The organism is Kitasatospora sp. NPDC048715 (assembly GCF_043198905.1).
GTDB lineage: Bacteria > Actinomycetota > Actinomycetes > Streptomycetales > Streptomycetaceae > Kitasatospora > Kitasatospora lactacystinica.
In genome coordinates this window covers 266,986-286,882 of the sequence record NZ_JBICVH010000011.1, presented here as the reverse complement: position 1 = coordinate 286,882, position 19,897 = coordinate 266,986, and the positions used below count along the sequence as shown (strand labels likewise).

The following is a 19,897-nucleotide window of genomic DNA, read 5'->3' as shown; positions in this document are numbered from 1 at the left end:
TCAGTACCGGTCGATCTGCGGCGGGGTGGGCGCCGGCTCCCCGGAGAGGCCGAGGGTCGCCTCGAAGGCCCTCTGCCAGTCGCCGTTCTGGATGTGGTGCTCCAGCGCGTCGTTGATCGCGCCGCGCAGCACGGTGTCCTCCTTCGGCACCCCGATCCCGTACGGCTCGGTCGAGAACAGCGGGCCGACCACCTTGAGCTCGTCCGGCACCTTGGCCGCGTACCCGAGCAGGATCGCGTTGTCCGTGGTCACCGCGTCGACCTGGTTGGTGATCAGGTTGTCCACGCAGGCCGAATAGGTGTCGTAGCCGATCAGCTCGGCCTTCGGGTACTTCGACTGGATCCGCTGGTACGGCGTCGATCCGGCCGCCGAGCAGACCTTCTTGCCGTCCAGGTCCTCCGGGCCGTGGATGGTGTCGTTGTTCTTGCGCACCAGCAGCGACTGCCCGGCGATGAAGTACGGGCCGGCGAAGCCGACCAGCTTCTTCCGGTTGTCGTTGATGGTGTAGGTGCCGACGTAGTAGTCCACCTGGCCGTTCTGCAGGGCGGTCTCGCGGTTGGCCGAGGCGATGGTCTTGAACTGGATCCGGTCCGGCGGGAAGCCCAGCGAGGCGCCGACCATCTTGGCGATCTCGATGTCGAAGCCGGAGTACTCGCCGGTGGCCGGGTTCTTCTGGCCCAGGTACGGCTGGTCCTCCTTGGCGCCGACCACCAGGTGGCCCCGGCTGCGGGCGGCGTCCAGGGTCGGCGAGCCGGTGATCGCGGAGGCGTCCTGGACCTGGTAGCTGGGCAGGGCGCTGGGCTGCGGGCCCTTGGGCGGCGGGGTCCCGGGCTTTCCGCAGCCGGCCGCCAGCGCGGCGAGCAGCAGGGCGACGGCGAGCACGCGCCTGCCCGCCCGTGCGGCGGGCCGCACCCCGGGCCGCGCGACCGGCCTCTCCGCGGGCCGAGCCCCGGGCGTCGTCTCACGGTTCACGGCGCCGCCTCAGTGCTTCAGGATCTTGGACAGGAAGTCCCGGGCGCGATCGCTCTCAGGGGCGCTGAAGAAGTCCTCCGGGGCGCGGTCCTCGACGATCCGGCCGTCGGCCATGAACACCACCCGGTTCGCGGAGGCCCGGGCGAAGCCCATCTCGTGGGTGACCACGATCATCGTCATGCCCTCGCTCGCGAGCTGGCGCATGACGTCCAGCACCTCGTTGATCATCTCGGGGTCGAGCGCCGAGGTGGGCTCGTCGAACAGCAGGGCCTTCGGGTCCATGGCCAGCGCGCGGGCGATCGCGACCCGCTGCTGCTGCCCTCCGGAGAGCTGCGCCGGGTACTTGGCGGCCTGGTCGGCGAGGCCCACCCGCTCCAGCAGCGCGTGGGACTTGGCGTCCGCCTCGGCCCTGGGCCGGCCGCGGACCTTGATCTGCGCGAGCGAGACGTTCTGCAGCACGGTCTTGTGCGCGAAGAGGTTGAAGGACTGGAACACCATGCCGACCTCGGCGCGCAGCCTGGCCAGGCCCTTGCCCTCCTCGGGCAGCGGGTGGCCGTCGATCAGGATGGTGCCGACCTCGATCGGCTCCAGCCGGTTGATCGCCCGGCAGAGGGTCGACTTGCCGGAGCCGGACGGGCCGATGACCACGACCACCTCGCCGCGCCCGACCGTCAGCTCGATGTCCTGCAGGACGTGCAGGTCCCCGAAGTGCTTGTTGACCCCGCGCATCTCGATCAGCGGGGTGAAGGCCGAGGCGCCGGCCGGCGCCGGCCCGGGGGCCGCGGTCACCTGTTGCGCCGTCCCTTCAGCAGCCAGCCCAGCGCGACGCCCGCGATCAGCGTGGCCAGCAGCGCGATCCAGAGCGGCGCGGTGACGGTGAAGACCCAGAACTGGATCTGGACCCTGTCGAGGTTGGCGAACAGGAACCACACGGCGAGGACGACGATGACGCCGATCCCGATGTAGCGCGTGGGGATGCCGCCGATCTCACCGCGCGGGGAACGGGATGGTCCGTCTGAAATCTTGGTCACCGGAGCAGTCTGCGGGCCGGGCGGCCGATTTGCCCGGTTACGCGCTCTTCCGGGCCAGGGAGTAACCCGTACGGGGCAATCAGGCCCCGTACGGGTTTGAGTCCGCTCCGGCCCGACTCCGGCCCGTTCCGGTCCGGCCGCCGGCCGGACCGGAGCCCGCTACCGCTCGTCCCGCCAGGACCGCCAGAGCGCCGCGTACGGACCGCCCGCCGCGACCAGCTCCGGGTGGCTGCCGTACTCGCTGATCCGCCCGCCCTCGACCACCGCGATCACGTCCGCGTCGTGCGCGGTGTGCAGCCGGTGGGCGATGGCGATGACCGTCCGCCCCTCCAGCACCCGGGACAGCGAGCGCTCCAGATGGCGGGCGGCCCGCGGGTCCAGCAGGGAGGTGGCCTCGTCCAGCACCAGGGTGTGCGGATCGGCCAGCACCAGCCGGGCCAGTGCCAGCTGCTGGGCCTGCGGCGGGGTCAGTGAGGTGCCGCCGGAGCCGACCTCGGTGTCCAGGGCGTCCGGCAGGGCGTCCACCCAGGCCCCGGCGTCCACGGCGTCCAGCGCGGCCCGCAGCTCGGTGTCGTCCGCCCCGGGCGCGGCCAGCCGCAGGTTGTCCCGCAGGGTGCCGACGAAGACGTGGTGCTCCTGGTTCACCAGGGCGACCTCCGCGCGCACCCGCTCGGCCGGCATCCGCGCCAGCGCCGCCCCGCCAAGGGTCACGCTGCCGCGGCCGGGGGCGTAGATCCCGGCCAGCAGCCGGCCGAGGGTGGACTTGCCCGCGCCGGACGGCCCGACCAGCGCGACCCGGCTGCCCGGGGGGACGTCCAGGCTGATCCCGTGCAGGACGTCGGCGCCCTCGCGGTACCCGAACCGGACGTCCTTCGCCTCGACCCGACGGCCGTCCGGCAGGACGGACTCGTCCCCCTCGTGCTCGGGCACCTCGCGCACGCCGACCAGCCGGGCCAGCGAGGCCTGGCCGATCTGGAGCTCGTCGTACCAGCGCAGGATCATGTCCACCGGGCCGGTCAGCATCTGCGCGTAGAGCACGCCGGTGGTCAACTGGCCCACGGTGATCCAGCCCTGGACGGTGAACAGCCCGCCGAACAGCATGGTGGCGAGCACCGCCAAGGTGTAGACCGCGTCGATGGTCGGGAACCAGACCGAGCGCAGCCACAGGGTGTACCGCTCCCAGGCCAACCACTCGCGCAGCTTGCGGTCGGTCAGCCGGACCCGCTGGTCCCCCAGCCGCAGCGCCTCCACCGTCCGCCCGGCGTCCACCGTCTCGGCCAGCACGTTGCTCACCGCCGCGTACCCGGCCGACTCGCTGCGGTAGGACTGCGGCGCGCGCCGGAAGTACCAGCGGGAGCTGACCAGCAGCAGCGGAAGCCCGATCAGCGAGGTCAGCGCGAGCAGTGGCGAGGTGACCAGCAGCGCGCCGAGCACCAGCAGCAACGACACCACGGCGACGGCGAGTTCGGGCACTGCCTCGCGCACCGACTTGTCCAGCCGGTCGATGTCGGTGGTGCCCCGGGAGACCAGGTCCCCGGTACCGGCCCGCTCCAGCACGCCGGTCGGCAGGGCCACCGAGCGGACCAGGAAGTCCTCGCGCAGGTCGGCCAGCACCCGCTCGCCGAGCACCGCGCCGCGCATCCGCGACCAGCCGGTGAACGCCGCCTGCACCACGAGTGCCAGCAGGTACCAGGCGACCGCCACCGCGATGGTGGACCCGACGGTCCCGGTGGCCAGCGACTCGACCAGGCGCCCGAGCACCCAGGGCCCGACCAGCCCGGCCACGGTGGCCACGGAGTGCAGCGACACCACCGCGGAGAACCCGGCGCGGTGCCGCCGCGCGAGCAGCAGCAGGTACCCGCGCACCGCGGCCGGGGAGCCGACCGGCAGGGTGGCGGCCGGCTCCTGTTCCTCCTGGAACGGAGGCTTCATGACGTGCTCCTCGCTTGCGTAGCAGGGAAGTTGACGATTTTCCTCATACGGCCTCACCCACCGGAGCAACCGCCTCCTCGCCGCGGGTGACCACGGCCCGGTAGGCCGACTCGGTGCGCATCAGCTCGCGGTGCGGCCCGGCCGCGACGACCCGGCCCTCCTGCAGCAGCACCACCCGGTCCGCCCGGTCGAGCAGCAGCGGGCTGGTCGCGAACACCACGGTGGTGCGGCCCGCCCGGGTGTCCCGCAGCCCGGAGGCGATCCTCGATTCGGTGTGGGCGTCCACCGCGCTGGTGGGCTCGTCCAGCACCAGCACCGGCGGGTCCGCCAGCAGGGCGCGGGCCAGGGCGAGCCGTTGGCGCTGCCCGCCGGAGAGCGAGCGTCCGCGCTCGGTGATCCGGGCGCGCATCGGGTCTCCCCCGCACTCCGGCGAACCCTCCGCCAGGGCCGTCAGCACGTCCTCCGACCGGGCCGCCGCCAGGGCCGCGGCGGCCGTGACCCGCCCCGAGGAGGGGATGTCGAAGAGCTCGGCCAGCGTGCCGGAGAGCAGTACCGGCTCCTTGTCGTGGACCAGCACCGCCGCCCTGGCCTCGGCCAGCGGCACCGCGTCCAGCTCCGTGCCGCCGAGCCGCACCGGGGCCTGCGCCCGCTCGCCCTCGGCCGGCGGGACGTGGCCGCCGAGCCGCTCGGCCAGCGCCCCCGCGAAGTCCGGGTCCCCGCAGACCACCGCGGTCAGCTCGCCGGCCCGCGCCGTCAGCCCGCTCGTCGGGTCGTGCAGGTCGGCCTTGTCCGGCCGGACCAGTGAGGCATCGGCCGTGCCGGCCGTCCGGCCGAGCGAGAGCACCCGGACGGTGCGCGCGGCGGAGACCCGGGCCACGCTCCACGCGTGAGCCGCCTCGCCCAGGATGCGCAGCGGGGCGGCCAGGAAGGCCGTGGCGCCGTAGACCGCGATCAGGGTGCCGACGGCGAGCTCGCCGGAGGCCACCAGCCGGGCGCCGTACCAGGTGACGCCGACCACGAACAGGCCTGGCAGCAAGACCTGTTGAGCCTGCATCAGCGACTGGATCCGGGCCGAGCGGACGGCCGCGGCCCGGACCTTCTGGGAGGCGGCCCGGTACCGCTCCAGGAACAGCTCCTCGCCGCCGATGCCGCGCAGCACCCGCAGCCCGGCGACGGTGTCGGCCGCCAGCTCGGTGGCCTTGCCGCCGAGGGTGCGCTGCTGCTCGTAGCGCCGCTCGAACGGCCCGATCAGCGGCCAGACGGAGGCCGCCAGCACCGGGACGCCGAGCAGCACCCCGGCCCCGAGCACCGGATCGACCAGCAGCACCGCCACGCTGACGGCCAGCCAGACGATCACCGCCGACCGGACCCGGGCGACCAGTTCGACGTACCAGCCGATCCGCTCGACGTCCCCGCTGCCGACCGCGACGACCTCTCCGGTGGCGATCCGGCGGGACAGCCCGGCCCCGAGGCGCGAGGCCTGCCGGGACACCAACTGCCTTACGTGGGTGGCCGCGTGGATCCAGTTCCAGACCGCCTGGCGGTGCACCAGCACGGCGCCGAGCGCGGCACCCGCACCGAGCAGCAGCAGGATCCCGCCGGCCCGCCAGATCCCGCCGGCGTCACCGTCCACGGCGGCCTGCACGCCGAACCCGAGCGGTATCGGCAGGGCGGCCCGGCACCCCAGCTCGATCAGCGACCAGAGGGTGGCGAGCACCTGCCCGCGCCGCTGGCGCCGCTGCAGCCAGCGCAGGAAGGCCGGGGGTGAGGAGAGGTCGGGACTGCCGGGATCGGCCAGCGGCAGGGGGGTGAGCAGCATGACACTCCGATACGAGCGGTGCGCGGCCACGAGCGCACAGGGGTTCGGGAGAGCTACAGGAGTTCGAGGAGCGGCGCGCACGGAGCACCGGGGTGACGTGCGCGCAGTGCGGACGGCGGCCCTACGGCGGGCGGCCCGACGAGGAGCGGCCCGAACCGGCAGGCGGATGACGCGCGGCACGGCAGCACGGCTGCGGCGCGACGTCGACGATGCGCCCGGAGCGGAGCCGGACGGGGTGGGATGGGCACGAAGGGCCCGAGAGTCAGGACGTCATGATCGGGAGCCTGCCAACCTCCGCGCGATCTGCGCAACGTGTTTTTCACCACGGCTTTTCGCCCCGGCCCGCGCGCTCCGCACCCCGGCCCCCGCGAGCCGGACCCGCACGCCCCCCGCACGCCCCGCCGGGGCGGTCCCGACCCCGCCCCGGGTCGGCCGGCCCCTCGGCCAAACCCCCGCAAAGCTTCACCCAAGATTCGCCCGTTCGGCGGGAACAATCACACCGGGACGCCAGTTGCCCCCACTGGAACCACAGGACAATCAGGAGGGCACCCCTTCCCGTGAGCACCATCCCCACCGTCACCCTCAACGACGGCGCGCAGATCCCGCAGCTCGGCTTCGGCGTGTGGCAGGTCCCGGACGCCGAGGCCACCCCGGCCGTCCGCACCGCGATCGAGGCGGGCTACCGCTCCATCGACACCGCGGCCATCTACGAGAACGAGGCCGGCACCGGCGCGGCGATCGCCGAGGCCCTGGCGGGCGGCGTCGCCCGCGAGGACCTCTACGTCACCACCAAGCTGTGGAACTCGGGCACCCGCGACTGGTCCGGCGAGCAGGGCCGCGACGCGGTGCTGCGCGAGTTCGACGCCTCGCTGGCCAAGCTCGGCCTCGAATACCTCGACCTCTACCTGATCCACTGGCCGCGCCCGATGCACGGCGACAGCTACCTGAACATCTGGAAGGCCTTCGAGCAGCTGAAGGCGGACGGCCGGGTCAGGTCGATCGGCGTCTCCAACTTCGGCACCGAGCAGCTGAGCCGCCTGCTGGGCGAGGCCTCCGTCGCCCCGGCCCTGAACCAGGTCGAGCTGCACCCGTACTTCCCCCAGGCGGAGCTGCGCGCGTTCCACGCCGAGCACGGCATCGCCACCGAGGCCTGGAGCCCGCTGGGCCAGGGCAAGGACCTGCTCGCCGAGCCCGCCCTGGTGAAGACCGCCGAGAAGCACGGCCGCACGGTCGCCCAGGTGGTGCTGCGCTGGCACCTCCAGAGCGGCGTGATCGCCATCCCGAAGTCGGTCACCCCGTCCCGGATCCGCGAGAACCTGGACGTCGCCGGCTTCGAGCTGGACGCCGAGGACCTCGCGGCGATCGCCGCCGTGGCCACCGGCAAGCGGATCGGCCCGGACCCGCAGGAGTTCGACTGGAACTGACGCCCGGCCCGGGGGTCCGGCCCCCGGACACCCGGATCGCCTGACGGCCGTCATGCCGAAGACCGCCCGCTCCCGTGGGGGGAGCGGGCGGCCTCAGGTGTACCCCGATCCGTCAAAGTCCATGGCCATGGACCCTCAGCGTTTTGGCGAATCGTTTTGGCTACTGCGGCGAAGTCTTGACCTAGAGCCTGCCCGCCTTCGCGATGAGCGCGAGCGCGGCCTCGTGCTCGCTCTCCTCCAGCGGGGCCAGCAGCAGCCGCTGGACCTCGGCCACCCCGGCGGCCGAGCGGTGCAGCAGGTCCTGTCCCGCCGGTGAGAGCGAGAGCAGGTTGCGCCGCCCGTCCGAGGGGTCGCGCCGGCGCTGCACCAGACCGCGGCGCACCAGTCGGCTGACCATCTCGGCCATCGTGGCCTTGTCCAGCGAGGCCAGCTCGCCGACCGTGCGCTGGTCGGCGCCCGGTTCCAGTTCCAGCGCGTCCAGCACCGCGTACTGCGGAGCCGTCAGCTCGGCGCCCACGTGCTCCGACCAGAGCTTGGTGTGCACCTGCTGGCTCACCCTGATCAGGTAGCCGATCGCCCGCTGGGCGTCCAGTATCGGCCGCGCGTCGGTGATGACGGCGACCGCCGCGGGCTCCAGCCTGGCTATCTTGGCCATCACCCGGACGATCTCGACCTGCTCCTCCGCAGAGAGCGGCTCGAACAGGACGCGCTGAACGCGGACCACACCACCGGTGGCCTCGCGCACCGCCTGGGCACCGCTCTGCGAGAGCGCCAACAGTTTGCGCCGGCCGTCGGCCGGGTCGCGCCTGCGCAGCACCAGGCCGCGGCGGACCAGCCGCGCGACCATCTCCGCCATCGTGGCCTTGTCGAGCGAGGCCCGCTCGCCGACCGTCCGCTGGTCCGCACCCGGTTCCAGGGCCAGGACCAGCAGCACGGCGAACTGCGGAGCCGTGAGATCGGCTCCGACGTGTTCGGACCACAAACGGGTGTGGACCTGCTGTGCAACGCGAATGAGGTGTCCGGGCGACTGCTGCAGTCGCGCAGACACGCGGGTTGTCGGGATCTCCCCCAGCACCATGTATCCGTCCCGATGTCACACCCGGTGTGTGTGGGACACCCGGGTGGGGCAGTAACGGCGAGTGGGCGTCCAGCTATGAGGGAGGGCGCTCCAGCCGTGCAGCCGGTGGCTGCTGGCGGACACTATACAAACGGCGGGCCCTTGCTGGCAGGCAGGGGCGGATAGTAGACGCAGGTTCGGCAACATTGGCATATTTACGGACTGCGAACGGCTTGCAGTAACTCGTTCTCAGCAGAAAGCCGACCGGTCGGTCCTTACCCACCGTCACCTGCGTCTCTCCACCCTGGCCGCCCTCCCTACCCGCCGGTAGGGTGTGGCCACCCTCTCCGGGGGCTCTCCCCGGGAGGCAACCCCGAGAGAGACGAGACCGAGCATGACCGAGCAGAGCACCGCCCCCCGGGTCGCCGTCGTCACCGGCGCCGCCCGCGGCCTGGGCGCCGCCACCGCCGTCCGGCTGGCCGCCGACGGCTACGCGGTCGCCGTCCTGGACCTCGACGAGGCGGCCGGCAAGGAGACCGTCGACCGGATCACCGCCGCCGGCGGCAGGGCGCTGGCCGTCGGCGCCGACGTCTCGGACGCCGAGCAGGTCCAGGCCGCCGTCGACCGGGTGGCCGCCGAGCTCGGCACCCCGGTCGTCCTGGTGAACAACGCGGGCGTACTCCGCGACAACCTGCTCTTCAAGATGTCCGAGTCCGACTGGGACACGGTCATCAACGTTCACCTCCGCGGCGCCTTCCTGATGACCCGCGCCGTGCAGAAGCACATGGTCGACGCCGGTTTCGGCCGCATCGTCAACCTGTCCTCCTCCTCGGCCCAGGGCAACCGCGGCCAGGCCAACTACTCGGCCGCCAAGGCGGGGCTCCAGGGCTTCACCAAGACTTTGGCCATTGAGCTGGGCAAGTTCGGCATCACGGCCAACGCGGTCGCCCCCGGCTTTATCGCCACGGACATGACAGCAGCCACCGCCGCCCGGGTCGGCATGGACTTCGAAGACTTCAAGCGGGCCGCGGCCTCGCAGATCCCGGTCCAGCGGGTCGGCGAGCCTGAGGACGTCGCCCACACCATCTCCTTCCTCGCGAGCGAGGGCGCCGGCTTCGTCTCCGGCCAGGTGATCTACGTCGCGGGCGGCCCCCTCGACTGAGCACGGAACCTACACAGGGTTACCACGGAGTGGGAAGCCGGTCGCACCGGCCTCCCACTCCTCCTGCTTTACCGGGGCTTTTGCAGAATCATTCGACGACCACACGGACTTTCGATCCTGGAATAGTGGAAATCACCCCCCGAGCCAGCCCCGATCGACCCAATTGTCGATTTCCCGGGAAAATGACAATTACCACCGGAATAGCCCTGTCCGGCTGGGTAAGGTCACCCCGTGCAATCCAGAAGTACCCCCGCTCCCATTCCGCGCCAGAGGCCGGAGCGCCGCACCGCCGAACCCGACCGCCGGGAACGCCCCACCACCCCGGGACACCCCCTCCCCCCGGCCGGCCCCGGCCCCGGTGAACCCGGCTGGCCCCCGATGAGCCGACGGCAGGCCGCCCTGCTCGCCGTCACCCTCGCCGGCTACCTGCTGGTACTGGCCGGGGTCCTGCTCAACACCGAGCTGGTCGACCTCGACTGGTCGGTCCGACTGCTGCGCCCCTACGAGCGGTGGCCCCGGCTGGAGCCGCTGCTCGACACCTGGGTGGTCGCCGGGCAACGCGGGCCCTCGGCGATCGCCGCCTTCTGCTGGCTCGGCTGGCGGGCCCACCGCCTCGGCCGGCTGCGCCCGCTGCTGGTCATGGGCATCGCGCTGCTGTTGCTCAACGTCACCGTCGGCGCGGTCAAGATCGTCACCGGCCGGCTCGGCCCGCACTACGCCCAGTACGTCGGCTCGCCCGAGCTCTTCTCCGGCGGCACCATCTTCCCCTCCGGCCACACCGCCAACGCGGTGGTCACGTGGGGGGTGCTCGCCTACCTCGCCGTCCGCTGGCGGCGCACCGGCGCGCTGATCGCCGCCGCCACCGCCTGCTCGATCGGCCTGACCACGGTCTACCTGGGCACCCACTGGGTCACCGACGTCCTGGCCGGCTGGGCCGCCGGACTGCTCGTCCTGCTCTCGCTGCCACTGCTGGAGCCCCTGGTCGCCACCGCCGAACAGCGGCTCCGCCGGCGCTTCGCCCGCCGGCACCTGCCCTGCTGAACCCGAGCCACGCCCGACCCGAACCGCACCCGAGCCACGGCGAACCCGACCGGACCGGACCCGCACCAGGTCCGCACCGAAGCCGAAGCCGAACCCCGAATGCCGAAGCCGGACCCGGCCCCGAGCCGACGGAACGGGCCGGACCTACCCCTCCCAGCTGCGCTCGACCACACCGTTGCGCACCGCGAGGTTGAGCCGCCCCTGGCGGTACTCCATGGTCATCAGGTCCCCCGGCTCCAGCACCCGGACCGACGCCCAGCCGTGCCTCCGGGCCAGCTCCCGGGCCCGCTCGATCCGCAGCCCCGCGTATCCCTCGCCGTCCTGGCCCCCCGCCCCCGAACCGGCGCCCGGACCCGCCGCGCCGGACCCCGCCCCCACCGCGCCCGAACCCGACATCGCGCCTCCCCGGCTCGTCTCCTCGGACGTACGCTGGAATCGTAGCCCGACCGGCGTGGTCAAGAGGTGAACGGCATGCGCACCACCACTCCGCGACGGTGGCGCAGCGGCACCGAGCCGGCCACCGCCCGCAGCGATCTCAAGCTCCGCTACCTGCTCTCGCTCACCTTCACTCCGCTGTTCGCACTGGCGACGGTGGGTTTCGCACTCTGGGCGGCCGCCTCCCCCGCCGACGGCGCGCCCAGCCGGGGCACCCTCACCGGCTTCGCCGTGGCCTGCGGCCTGCTCACCCTGTTCGCCGCCGTCGATCTCGTGGTGGTGATCCGGCGTCGCCGGACCGAGCTCTGACGTGGTGTCTCCCATGGAGTGGGAAGTCGGCCCGGCCGACTTCCCACTCCGCGCCACCGACTTCCCACGCCCCGGCTCCCACTCCACACCCCCGGCTTCCCAGTCCGCGCCACGCGCGGCCCCGGGCTCAGCGGCCGCCGACCGCCTGCTTGACCAGCGTCCGCCCGAAGTCCCACATCAGGCCGCTCCCCCGGTGGGCCTCGTCCATGATGTCGCTGAAGGCTTCCACGAACCGGTCCACATCGCGCTCGGTGATGATCAGCGGCGGGATCAGCTTGATCACTTCCAGGTGGTCGCCGGACACCTGGGTCAGGATGCGGTGCCGCTGCAGCAGCGGCACCACCACCATCTGCGCGAACAGCCCCTTGCGCGCCGCCTGGAGCGCGGTCCAACCGGTGCGCAGCTTGAGCGACTTGGGCCGGCCGAACTCGATCCCGATCATCAGCCCGCGCCCGCGCACCTCGGCGAGCAGCTCGTAGGTGTCGACCAGTGCGGCCAGCCGTTCGCGGAGGTGGTCGCCCACCTTGCGGGCGTTCTCCACCACCTGCTCGTCGCGCATCACCTCCAGGGTCGCCAGCCCGGCCGCCATGGCCTGGGCGTTGGACCCGAAGCTGGCCGAATGCACCAGCACCCGGTCCATCGAGGAGTACACCTTCTCGAAGATCCAGCTCTTGCCGAGCGTCGCCCCGATGGGCACGTACCCGCCGGACAGCGCCTTGGCCGCGCAGACGAGGTCGGGCAGGACCCCGTCCTCGTGCTGGTAGGCGAAGAACTCGCCGGTGCGGCCGATGCCGGTCTGCACCTCGTCGCAGATCAGCAGCGCCTTGTGCTCGTGCAGCAGGGCCTGGGCGGCGCGCAGCCAGCCGGGCGGCGGAGCCTGGACGCCCTTGCCCTGGATCGGCTCGACGATCAGCCCCGCGACGTCGCCGCGCTTCAACTCCTTGGCCAGCGCGCCGAGATCGCCGAGCGGGATGGCGGTGTCCGGCAGCAGCGGGTCGAAGCCCTTGCGGAATCCGTTCTCCCCGTTGACCGAGAGCGAGCCGGTGGTCAGTCCGTGGAAGGCGTGGTCGGCGTAGAGGATCCGCCGGCGCCCGGTGGCGTACCGGGCGAACTTGAGCGCGGTCTCCACCGCCTCGGTGCCGCTGTTGCCGAAGAACACCCGGTCCAGCCCGGGCGCGTACGACAGCAGCCGCTCGGCCAGCAGTCCGGGCAGCGGCGGGCAGTCGAAGCGGACCAGGTCCGGCAGGTCGAGGTCCATCACCTGCTGGACCGCCGAGCGCACCACCGGGTGGTGGCGGCCGAGCGCGAAGATCCCGAAGCCGGCCAGCATGTCGAGGTACTCGTTGCCCTCGGCGTCGTAGAAGTACTGGCCCTCGGCGCGCTCGTAGTACTTGTCGAAGCCGATGGTGTGCAGCATGCGCGGCAGCTGCGGATTGAGGTAGCGGCTCTGCAACTCGTAGCGCTCGCCGCCGCGTTCGGCGATCAGGGCGGCGAGGTCGAAGGGGCGGTCTGGGTCAGCCGGCATGGCGCGGGTTCGCTCCTCGGGTCGGTAGCAGGTTCTTGGCGAAGACGGCGGTCTGGGCGGCGACCCCGGTGCCGGTCAGTCCGGCCTCCTCCAGGATCTCCCCGCGCGAGGCGTGGCCGAGGAACTCCTGGGGCAGGCCGAGCACCCGCACCGGCACGTCCACGTCGGCGTCGCGCAGCGCCTGGGCGAGGACCGAACCGACGCCGCCGGTACGGCCGTTGTCCTCGACGGTGACCACCAGCCGGTGGGCGGCGGCCAGTTCGGGCAGCGCCGGGTCGACGGGCTTGACCCAGCGCGGGTCGACCACGGTCGCGGTGAAGCCCTCGGCGAGCAGCAGCCGGGCCGCGTCCAGGCAGGCGGAGGCGGTGGTGCCGACCGCGACCAGCAGGATCTCCGGCACCCGCCCGGTGCGCAGCAGCACGTCCACCCCGCCGGTCCGCTCCACGGCCGGCACCGCGGGCCCGACGTTCCCCTTCGGGAAGCGCACGACGGTCGGGGCGTCCCGGACCTCGACGGCCTCGCGCAGCTGGGCGCGCAGCTGTTCGGCGTCGCGGGGCGCGGCGAGCCGCAGGCCGGGGACCACCTGGAGGATCGACATGTCCCACATGCCGTTGTGCGAGGCGCCGTCCGGCCCGGTCACCCCGGAGCGGTCGAGCACGAAGGTGACGCCCAGCCGGTGCAGGGCGACGTCCATCAGGACCTGGTCGAAGGCCCGGTTGAGGAAGGTCGCGTAGACCGCGACCACCGGGTGCAGCCCGCCGGTGGCCAGCCCCGCCGCACTGGTGACGGCGTGCTGCTCGGCGATCCCGACGTCGAAGGTCCGCTCCGGGTAGGCCTTGGCGAACGGGGCCAGGCCGACCGGCTGGAGCATGGCCGCGGTGATCGCCACCAGGTCCGGCCGCTCGGCGCCGAGGGTGACCAGCTCGTCCCCGAACACCGAGGTCCAGGAGACGCCGCCGCTGGGCGAGATCGGCAGGCAGGTGTAGGGGTCGATCGGGTTGACGGCGTGGAAGCGGTCGGCCTCGTCCTGCTCGGCCGGCCGGTAGCCGCGCCCCTTGACGGTCAGGCAGTGCACGATGACCGGCCCGCCGAAGTTGCGGGCCTGGCGCAGCGCCTGTTCGACCGCGCCCAGGTCGTGGCCGTCGATCGGTCCGAGGTACTTGAGGCCGAGGTCCTCGAACATGCCCTGTGGGGCGAAGGCGTCCTTGAACCCCTTCTTGGCTCCGTGCAGCGCGTCGAAGATCGGCTGGCCGACCAGCGGGGTGCGCTGCAGGGCCTCCTTGCCGAGGGCGAGGAAGCGCTCGTAGCCCTGGGTGGTGCGCAGGGTGGCCAGGTGGTTGGCGAGGCCGCCGATGGTCCTGGCGTAGGAGCGCTCGTTGTCGTTGACGACGATGACCAGCGGCCGGTCGCGCGCCTCGGCGATGTTGTTGAGCGCCTCCCAGGCGAGCCCGCCGGTGAGCGCGCCGTCGCCGATCACCGCGACGGTGTGCCGGTCGTGCTGGCCGAGCAGCCGGGCGGCCTTGGCCAGGCCGTCGGCGTAGGAGAGCGCGGTGGAGGCGTGCGAGTTCTCGACCAGGTCGTGCTCGGACTCGCCGCGCGAGGGGTATCCGGAGAGTCCGCCGCGCATCCGCAGCCGGCTGAAGTCCTGGCGGCCGGTGAGCAGCTTGTGGACGTAGCTCTGGTGGCCGGTGTCGAAGACGATCCGGTCGTACGGCGAGTCGAAGACCCGGTGCAGCGCGATGGTCAGCTCCACCACGCCGAGGTTGGGCCCCAGGTGGCCGCCGGTGCGGGTGACGGCGTCGATCAGGAAGTCGCGGATCTCGTCGGCGAGCAGCGGGAGTTCGGCCGCCGGGAGCTTGCGCAGCTCGGCCGGCGACGTGACGCGGGAGAGCAGTGACATGGGTACACCTCACGACTCGGAGCGGTGCGGTGGCGCCTCCGGCCGGCCCGGGCGGCGCGGGGCCCGGCCCGGTTCGGGAACGGACCCGGTTCGGGAACGGGCCCGGTTCGGGAACGGGCCCGGCCCGGTTGGGCGGAGCCGGCCCGGGCGCGGGGCCCGGGCCGGGGTGCCGACCCGGGGGCCGGCTCCCGTCTCAGCGGCCCTTGTTGCCGCTGACGGTCTCGGTGATGGCGCGCAGCGACTGCTGGAGCGAGCCCATCGTCGCGAGGACGGCGGTCGGCTCGTAGCCGCAGTGGGCCATGCAGTTCTCGCAGCGCGGGTCCTTGCCGCGGCCGTACTTGCTCCAGTCGGTCTTCTCGACCAGTTCGCGGTAGGTCGGCACGTAGCCGTCGGCCATCAGGTAGCAGGGCCGTTGCCAGCCGAACAGCGAGTAGTTGGGGATGCCCCAGGGGGTGCACTCGAAGTCGGCCTTGCCCTCCAGGAAGTCCAGGAAGAGCGGGCTGTGGTTGAGGCGCCAGCGCTTGCGGTTGCCGTCGGCGAAGGCCGTGCGGAAGAGCTCCCTGGTCTGCTCGACGCCGAGGAAGTGCTCCTGGTCGGGGGCCTTCTCGTAGGCGTAGGCGGGCGAGATCATCATCTCGTCCACCTTGAGCTCGTCGTTGAGGTAGTCCAGCACCTCGATGACGGTCTGCGGGGTGTCGGTGTTGAAGAAGGTGCTGTTGGTGGTGACCCGGAAGCCGCGGCGCTTGGCCTCCTTGATCGCGGCCACCGCCTCGTCGAAGGTGCCCTCCTTGGCCACCGACTCGTCGTGCCGCTCGCGCATGCCGTCGATGTGCACCGCGAAGGTGAAGTACGGCGAGGGCGTGAACTTGTCCATCTTCTTGCGCATCAGCAGCGCGTTGGTGCAGAGGAAGACGTACTTGCGGCGCTCGACCAGCTGCCGGACGATCTCGTCGATCTGCGGGTGCATCAGCGGCTCGCCGCCGGCGATCGAGACCATCGGGGCACCCGACTCCAGGACCGCGCCGACCGCCTGGGCCACGGGCATCCGCTGCTTCAGCACGCCCGCCGGGTGCTGGATCTTGCCGCAGCCCTCGCAGGCGAGGTTGCACGCGAAGAGCGGCTCCAGCTCCACGATCAGCGGGAACTTGTCCCGGCGCTTGAACAGCTTCTGCTGCATGAGGTAGGTGCCGACCCGCACGGTCTGGCGCAACGGCATGGCCATGGCTAGCTCGCCTCCTGGGGGAGCGTCGAGGATGTGGGGTGGTTCAGGTCTGCGGAGCCGGGCGCGCGCTCCTGCCGGTACCAGTCGACCAGGGCGGGGACCGTCGCCCGCAGGGTCCGCCAGGCACGCACCCCGGCCGGGAGGGTGCCGAACCGCAGCAGCTCGTGCTCGGGCGTGTCCACCACCACCCGCAGGACGGCCGCCGGCAGCGCGGGCCGCACCTCGCACAGCGCGGCCAGGACGGCGGCGGCCTCCATGTCGACGGCGAGCGCGCCCTGGAGGTGCAGGGCGCGCCGTTCGATGCCGCGCACCACGTGGTCGGCGGTGTGGTGGACGCCGGTGTGCACGGTCAGGCCGCGCTCCTTCAGCGCCCGGGTGAGCCCCGGGCCGGAGTCGACCGGGTACAGGTGGCCCTCGGCGTCGCGCACGCCGTCGGCGGCCACCACGTCGCCGGGCAGGACACCGGGGCCGACCGCGGCCCCGAAGCCGGCCACCACCACGGCGCCGTAGCCGGTGGGGGCGGAGCCGAGCAGCCGTCGGACGGCCGTCCCGGCGCGCCGCCGGCCGACCCCGGTGCGCAGCAGTACCGGGGAGCCGCCGACCGCGCCGCGCCAGTCACCGCCGCGCAGGGCCCAGACCTCGGGGCCCAGGGCGCAGAGCACCAGCAGGGGCGCGGTGGTCACCGGGCCGCCCCGATCGCCGGGGCGCCGTCGGGCCGGCCCGTGCCCGGGGCGCCGTTGAGGTAGCGGCCGAGCGCGGTGACCGGGAAGACCAGCCGGTACAGGTGGTAGTTGATGGAGAAGTCCCACGGGAAGCCGGTGCCGGTGAACTGCGGCTCGTCCCAGGTGCCCTCGGGCAGCTGGGTGCGCACCAGCCAGTCCACGCCGCGCTCCACCGCCGGGTTGGCCCGGCCCTGCGGCCCCTCGCCGGCCGAGAGCAGCGCCATCAGCGCCCACGCGGTCTGCGAGGCGGTGGAGTCGCCGCGCCCGGCCCAGCGCGCCGGGTCGTCGTAGGAGCGCATGTCCTCGCCCCAGCCGCCGTCGGCGTTCTGCCGGTCCTCCAGCCACCGCACCGCCCGGCGGATCGCCGGGTGCTCGTCCGGGACGCCGGCCGCCACCAGGGCGGGCAGCACCGAGCCCGTGCCGTAGATGTAGTTGGTGCCCCAGCGGCCGAACCAGGAGCCGTCCGCCTCCTGGTTGCGCAGCAGCCATTCGACGCCGCGCCTGGTCCGGGGGTCTCGGGAGCGGCCGGTCTCGGCGAGCATCTCCACCACGTGCGCGGTGACGTCGGCGGACGGCGGGTCGACCACCTCGCCGAAGTCGCAGAACGGCAGCTTGTTGGGCAGCGTGCCGGTGTTGTCCACGTCGAAGGCGCCCCAGGCGCCGTTCTTGGACTGCATGCCGAGGTTCCACAGCACGCCCCGGTCCACCGCCGCGTCGACCTTGCCCGGATCGGGGTGGGCGACCCGGCGCAGCGCGAGCACCACCTCGGCGGTGTCGTCGATGTCGGGGTAGGTGTCGTTCTCGAACTCGAAGGCCCAGCCGCCGGGGGCGAGCCCGGGCCGCTTCACGGCCCAGTCGCCGGGCTTGCGGATCTCCTCGCCGAGCATCCAGTCGACGGCGGAGACCAGCGCCGGGTGGTCGGCCGGCACCCCGGCGTCGACCAGGGCGATGGTGGCCAGGCAGGTGTCCCAGACCGGGGACTGGCAGGCCTCCAGCCAGCGCTTGCCGTCCTCGGTGTGCACGGTGAAGCGGTCGAAGGAGGAGAGCCCGGCCTTCACCACCGGGTGCTCCAGCTCGTAGCCCTCCAGGTGCAGGGCGATCAGCGAGTAGACGGCGGGGGGCTGGATGCCGCCCCAGCAGCCGTCGGCCTCCTGCCGTTCGACGATCCAGCGGCAGGCCTGGGAGACGGCCAGTCGGCGCAGCGGGCGGAAGGCCCGGCGGTGGTAGGCGTGCAGCGCCTTGTCGAGGCGTTCGAAGAGGCCGTCCCAGGTGGTGGCGGGGGCGAGCGGCCGGTGGGGGTACGGGTCGTTCGGGTCGGTGTGCAGCTCGGTGAGCGCGAAGGGGGCCGGACGGACCGGGCGGTGGGAGGAGACGACGGTCAGCGGGACGATGGTCTGGCGGGCCCAGCAACCGAAGGCGTAGATGTTCAGCGGCAGCCACTTGGGCAGGAAGATGATCTCGGGCGGCATCTCGGGCAGCCGGTCCCAGGGCCACCAGCCGAACAGGGCGAGCCAGATCCGGGTGAACACCCGGGCGGCCGCGATGCCCCCGGCGGAGCGGACGTAGCGCGCGGCGGCCAGCATGTGGGGGGCGTCCGGGTCGTCGCCGGCCAGCTTGAGCGCGACGTACGCCTCGACGGTGGTGGACAGCTCGGGCGGCCCGCCGTGGAAGGTGGACCAGGTGCCGTCCTCGCGCTGCTGGGAGCGGATCCACTCGGCGGTGGCGTGGGTCAGCTCCTCGGTGCGGATTCCGAGGAACTGGCGGAGCAGTAAGTCCTCGGCATCCATGGTGACGTTGGTCTCCAGGTCGCCCTTCCACCAGCCCTCGGACGACTGCAGGGAGAGCAGGTGGGTGGTGGCGCGGGCCAGGGCCTCCCGCGCGTCGGCCGGCCGCAGGTCCGCCCCACCGGCCGGCCGGAGCTGGTCGGTGTCCTCGGGCTGCCACCGCCCCGTGCCCAGCAGGGCCGGGGGGCGGTCGCCCACCGCGACCGGCTCGGGATCGTACTCAGGGTCGAGCCGGCCGTCCGCGGTTGCTGTCAACGTAACGTCACCTCTCTCGTACCACCACGAATTCGGCGAGTGCGACGAAGTGCTCGCGCACCTCGTCGGTCATGGGCACCTCGTCCAGGGCGGCGAGGGCAGTCGTGTGCTGGCGGCGGGCCTCCTCCTGGGTCCAGGCGCGGCCGCCGGCCTCCTCGATCAGCGCGGCCCGGTCGGCGAGCTCGGGCTCACTCTCCTCCCCGCGTCCCTTCGGGTCGGCCAGTTGCTCGGCGAGCCGGCGCGAGGCCGCTCCGCCCTCGGCCAGTGCGGCGGCCACCGGCAGGGACTTCTTGCGCTGGCGCAGGTCTCCCCAGTGCGGCTTGCCGGTGACCTCGGTGGCACCCCAGATGCCGAGCAGGTCGTCGACCGCCTGGAAGGCCAGGCCGAGGTGGTGGCCGTAGCGCTGGAGCGCGCCGGAGACCTTGTCGTCGGCGCCGGCCAGGACGGCGCCGATCGCCGAGGCGGCGGCCAGCAGGGCCGCCGTCTTGCCGCCCTCCATCTCCAGGCACTCCGCGACGGTGACGCTGTCGCGCTGTTCGAAGGCGACGTCCATGGCCTGGCCGTCGATCAGCCGGCGGGTCGCCGTGGTGAGCAGTCGGACGGCACGCGCGGCATCGGTGGCGCTGGCGCCGCCGGTCACCGCGGCGTCGAGCAGCACCTCGGTGCCGAGCGTCGCCAGGGCGTCGCCGACCAGGATCGCCTGGGCCGGCCCGAAGACCGTCCAGGCGGTGGCCCGGTGCCGTCGGGTCTCGTCACCGTCCATCAGATCATCATGGAGGAGGGAGAAGTTGTGCACCAGTTCAACCGCGACCCCGCCGGGCACCCCCACCTCGGCCGCCGCGCCGGTGGCCCGGGCGGACAGCAGCGCCAGCGCCGGGCGCACGGCCTTGCCGCCGTCCCCCGTCACCGGCGTGCCGTCCCGGTCGATCCAGCCGAAGTGGTAGGCGGCGACGGTGTCCATGGGTGCGGCCAAACGGGCGACGGCGGCCCGTAGCGGCGGGGTGCAGAGCGTACGGCTGCGGGCGAGCAGCTCCGGCACCGAGACCGGTTCGGCGTGCGCCGTGCCTCCGACGGCGAAGCCGGTGCGTGACTCCACGTGCGTTCCCTCTCCCTCGTGGTGCCGGACCGCACGGGGCGGCCGGGTGCCGGCAGTGCGGCAGGTGTCGAATCGAGTGCCGGTGCCGATGGTGCCGGTGTCGGTGTCGGTGGTGCCGGTGTCAGTGGTGCCGGTGTCGGTGGTGCCGGTGTCGGTGGTGCCGGTGCGGCCGGACGGGCCGCGGCCGGTGGTTGCGCCGATGCGCTCGACG

At 72.9% G+C, this 19,897-nt stretch carries 17 protein-coding genes; 4 read left to right on the top strand and 13 right to left on the bottom strand.

Annotation, left to right across the window (positions count from 1 at the left end):
• From ACGFSC_RS22395 to ACGFSC_RS22375, 5 genes are all read right to left on the bottom strand, one after another.
• Positions 1-882 carry a glutamate ABC transporter substrate-binding protein gene (locus ACGFSC_RS22395; RefSeq protein WP_359911653.1) on the bottom strand — a complete coding sequence of 294 codons (882 nt, stop codon included), beginning with the start codon at positions 880-882 and terminating at the stop codon, positions 1-3.
• Between the two features lie 99 nt (positions 883-981).
• The gene (locus ACGFSC_RS22390; RefSeq protein ID WP_359911719.1) at positions 982-1,710 is read right to left on the bottom strand and encodes an amino acid ABC transporter ATP-binding protein; all 729 of its coding nucleotides are present in this window, start codon (positions 1,708-1,710) and stop codon (positions 982-984) included.
• Between the two features lie 47 nt (positions 1,711-1,757).
• Positions 1,758-2,003 carry a LapA family protein gene (locus ACGFSC_RS22385; protein ID WP_359911650.1) on the bottom strand — a complete coding sequence of 82 codons (246 nt, stop codon included), beginning with the start codon at positions 2,001-2,003 and terminating at the stop codon, positions 1,758-1,760.
• 159 nt (positions 2,004-2,162) lie between these two features.
• The gene (locus ACGFSC_RS22380) at positions 2,163-3,935 is read right to left on the bottom strand and encodes an ABC transporter ATP-binding protein (RefSeq protein WP_359901573.1); all 1,773 of its coding nucleotides are present in this window, start codon (positions 3,933-3,935) and stop codon (positions 2,163-2,165) included.
• 43 nt (positions 3,936-3,978) lie between these two features.
• The gene (locus tag ACGFSC_RS22375) at positions 3,979-5,754 is read right to left on the bottom strand and encodes an ABC transporter ATP-binding protein (protein ID WP_359901576.1); all 1,776 of its coding nucleotides are present in this window, start codon (positions 5,752-5,754) and stop codon (positions 3,979-3,981) included.
• Positions 5,755-6,311: 557 nt separating this feature from the next.
• On the opposite strand from ACGFSC_RS22375, the gene ACGFSC_RS22370 reads away from it, so the two are divergent.
• Positions 6,312-7,178, top strand: coding sequence for an aldo/keto reductase (locus tag ACGFSC_RS22370; RefSeq protein ID WP_359901578.1), 867 nt, complete (start codon positions 6,312-6,314; stop codon positions 7,176-7,178).
• A gap of 181 nt (positions 7,179-7,359) precedes the next feature.
• Here ACGFSC_RS22370 and ACGFSC_RS22365 read toward each other — a convergent pair whose 3' ends face one another.
• A complete protein-coding gene (locus ACGFSC_RS22365) occupies positions 7,360-8,160 on the bottom strand; it encodes a MarR family winged helix-turn-helix transcriptional regulator (protein ID WP_380348804.1) in 801 nt (266 codons plus the stop codon).
• A gap of 469 nt (positions 8,161-8,629) precedes the next feature.
• On the opposite strand from ACGFSC_RS22365, the gene fabG reads away from it, so the two are divergent.
• Positions 8,630-9,397, top strand: coding sequence for a 3-oxoacyl-ACP reductase FabG (fabG, locus tag ACGFSC_RS22360; protein ID WP_359901584.1), 768 nt, complete (start codon positions 8,630-8,632; stop codon positions 9,395-9,397).
• A 378-nt stretch (positions 9,398-9,775) separates the two neighbouring features.
• Positions 9,776-10,438, top strand: a complete 663-nt coding sequence (locus ACGFSC_RS22355; protein ID WP_359901587.1) for a phosphatase PAP2 family protein — start codon at positions 9,776-9,778, stop codon at positions 10,436-10,438.
• A gap of 144 nt (positions 10,439-10,582) precedes the next feature.
• On the opposite strand, the gene ACGFSC_RS22350 is transcribed toward ACGFSC_RS22355, so the two are convergent.
• Positions 10,583-10,834: an I78 family peptidase inhibitor gene (locus ACGFSC_RS22350; protein WP_359901590.1), complete on the bottom strand. Its 252-nt coding sequence runs from the start codon at positions 10,832-10,834 to the stop codon at positions 10,583-10,585.
• A 75-nt stretch (positions 10,835-10,909) separates the two neighbouring features.
• Between ACGFSC_RS22350 and ACGFSC_RS22345 the strand changes: the two genes are divergently transcribed.
• Positions 10,910-11,182, top strand: coding sequence for a DUF6343 family protein (locus ACGFSC_RS22345; RefSeq protein WP_359901593.1), 273 nt, complete (start codon positions 10,910-10,912; stop codon positions 11,180-11,182).
• A 127-nt stretch (positions 11,183-11,309) separates the two neighbouring features.
• On the opposite strand, the gene ACGFSC_RS22340 is transcribed toward ACGFSC_RS22345, so the two are convergent.
• The 6 genes from ACGFSC_RS22340 to ACGFSC_RS22315 all read right to left on the bottom strand — a co-directional run bounded on the left by ACGFSC_RS22340 (position 11,310) and on the right by ACGFSC_RS22315 (position 19,686).
• Positions 11,310-12,707, bottom strand: coding sequence for an aspartate aminotransferase family protein (locus tag ACGFSC_RS22340; protein WP_359901596.1), 1,398 nt, complete (start codon positions 12,705-12,707; stop codon positions 11,310-11,312).
• Entirely contained in the window at positions 12,697-14,607 is a 1,911-nt protein-coding gene (gene dxs / locus ACGFSC_RS22335) for a 1-deoxy-D-xylulose-5-phosphate synthase (protein WP_359901599.1), read from the bottom strand. Before dxs ends, ACGFSC_RS22340 begins: the two co-directional genes overlap by 11 nt.
• Before the next feature lie 193 nt (positions 14,608-14,800).
• Positions 14,801-15,829: an adenosyl-hopene transferase HpnH gene (gene hpnH / locus ACGFSC_RS22330; RefSeq protein ID WP_359901601.1), complete on the bottom strand. Its 1,029-nt coding sequence runs from the start codon at positions 15,827-15,829 to the stop codon at positions 14,801-14,803.
• A 2-nt stretch (positions 15,830-15,831) separates the two neighbouring features.
• The gene (locus ACGFSC_RS22325) at positions 15,832-16,512 is read right to left on the bottom strand and encodes a 1-hydroxy-2-methyl-2-butenyl 4-diphosphate reductase (RefSeq protein ID WP_359901604.1); all 681 of its coding nucleotides are present in this window, start codon (positions 16,510-16,512) and stop codon (positions 15,832-15,834) included.
• Positions 16,509-18,446: a squalene--hopene cyclase gene (gene shc, locus ACGFSC_RS22320; protein ID WP_359901739.1), complete on the bottom strand. Its 1,938-nt coding sequence runs from the start codon at positions 18,444-18,446 to the stop codon at positions 16,509-16,511. Before shc ends, ACGFSC_RS22325 begins: the two co-directional genes overlap by 4 nt.
• 151 nt (positions 18,447-18,597) lie before the next feature.
• Positions 18,598-19,686: a polyprenyl synthetase family protein gene (locus ACGFSC_RS22315; RefSeq protein WP_380348844.1), complete on the bottom strand. Its 1,089-nt coding sequence runs from the start codon at positions 19,684-19,686 to the stop codon at positions 18,598-18,600.
• Between the last annotated feature and the right edge of the window lie 211 nt (positions 19,687-19,897).

What these genes read in the sequence shown, in the direction of transcription:
- ACGFSC_RS22350 (WP_359901590.1), bottom strand. Translation starts at nt 10,834, where the DNA reads ATGTCGGGTTCGGGCGCGGTGGGGGCGGGGTCCGGCGCGGCGGGTCCG.
- ACGFSC_RS22380 (WP_359901573.1), bottom strand. Translation starts at nt 3,935, where the DNA reads ATGAAGCCTCCGTTCCAGGAGGAACAGGAGCCGGCCGCCACCCTGCCG.
- ACGFSC_RS22375 (WP_359901576.1), bottom strand. Translation starts at nt 5,754, where the DNA reads ATGCTGCTCACCCCCCTGCCGCTGGCCGATCCCGGCAGTCCCGACCTC.
- ACGFSC_RS22355 (WP_359901587.1), top strand. Translation starts at nt 9,776, where the DNA reads ATGAGCCGACGGCAGGCCGCCCTGCTCGCCGTCACCCTCGCCGGCTAC.
- fabG (WP_359901584.1), top strand. Translation starts at nt 8,630, where the DNA reads ATGACCGAGCAGAGCACCGCCCCCCGGGTCGCCGTCGTCACCGGCGCC.
- ACGFSC_RS22345 (WP_359901593.1), top strand. Translation starts at nt 10,910, where the DNA reads ATGCGCACCACCACTCCGCGACGGTGGCGCAGCGGCACCGAGCCGGCC.
- ACGFSC_RS22340 (WP_359901596.1), bottom strand. Translation starts at nt 12,707, where the DNA reads ATGCCGGCTGACCCAGACCGCCCCTTCGACCTCGCCGCCCTGATCGCC.
- dxs (WP_359901599.1), bottom strand. Translation starts at nt 14,607, where the DNA reads ATGTCACTGCTCTCCCGCGTCACGTCGCCGGCCGAGCTGCGCAAGCTC.
- hpnH (WP_359901601.1), bottom strand. Translation starts at nt 15,829, where the DNA reads ATGGCCATGCCGTTGCGCCAGACCGTGCGGGTCGGCACCTACCTCATG.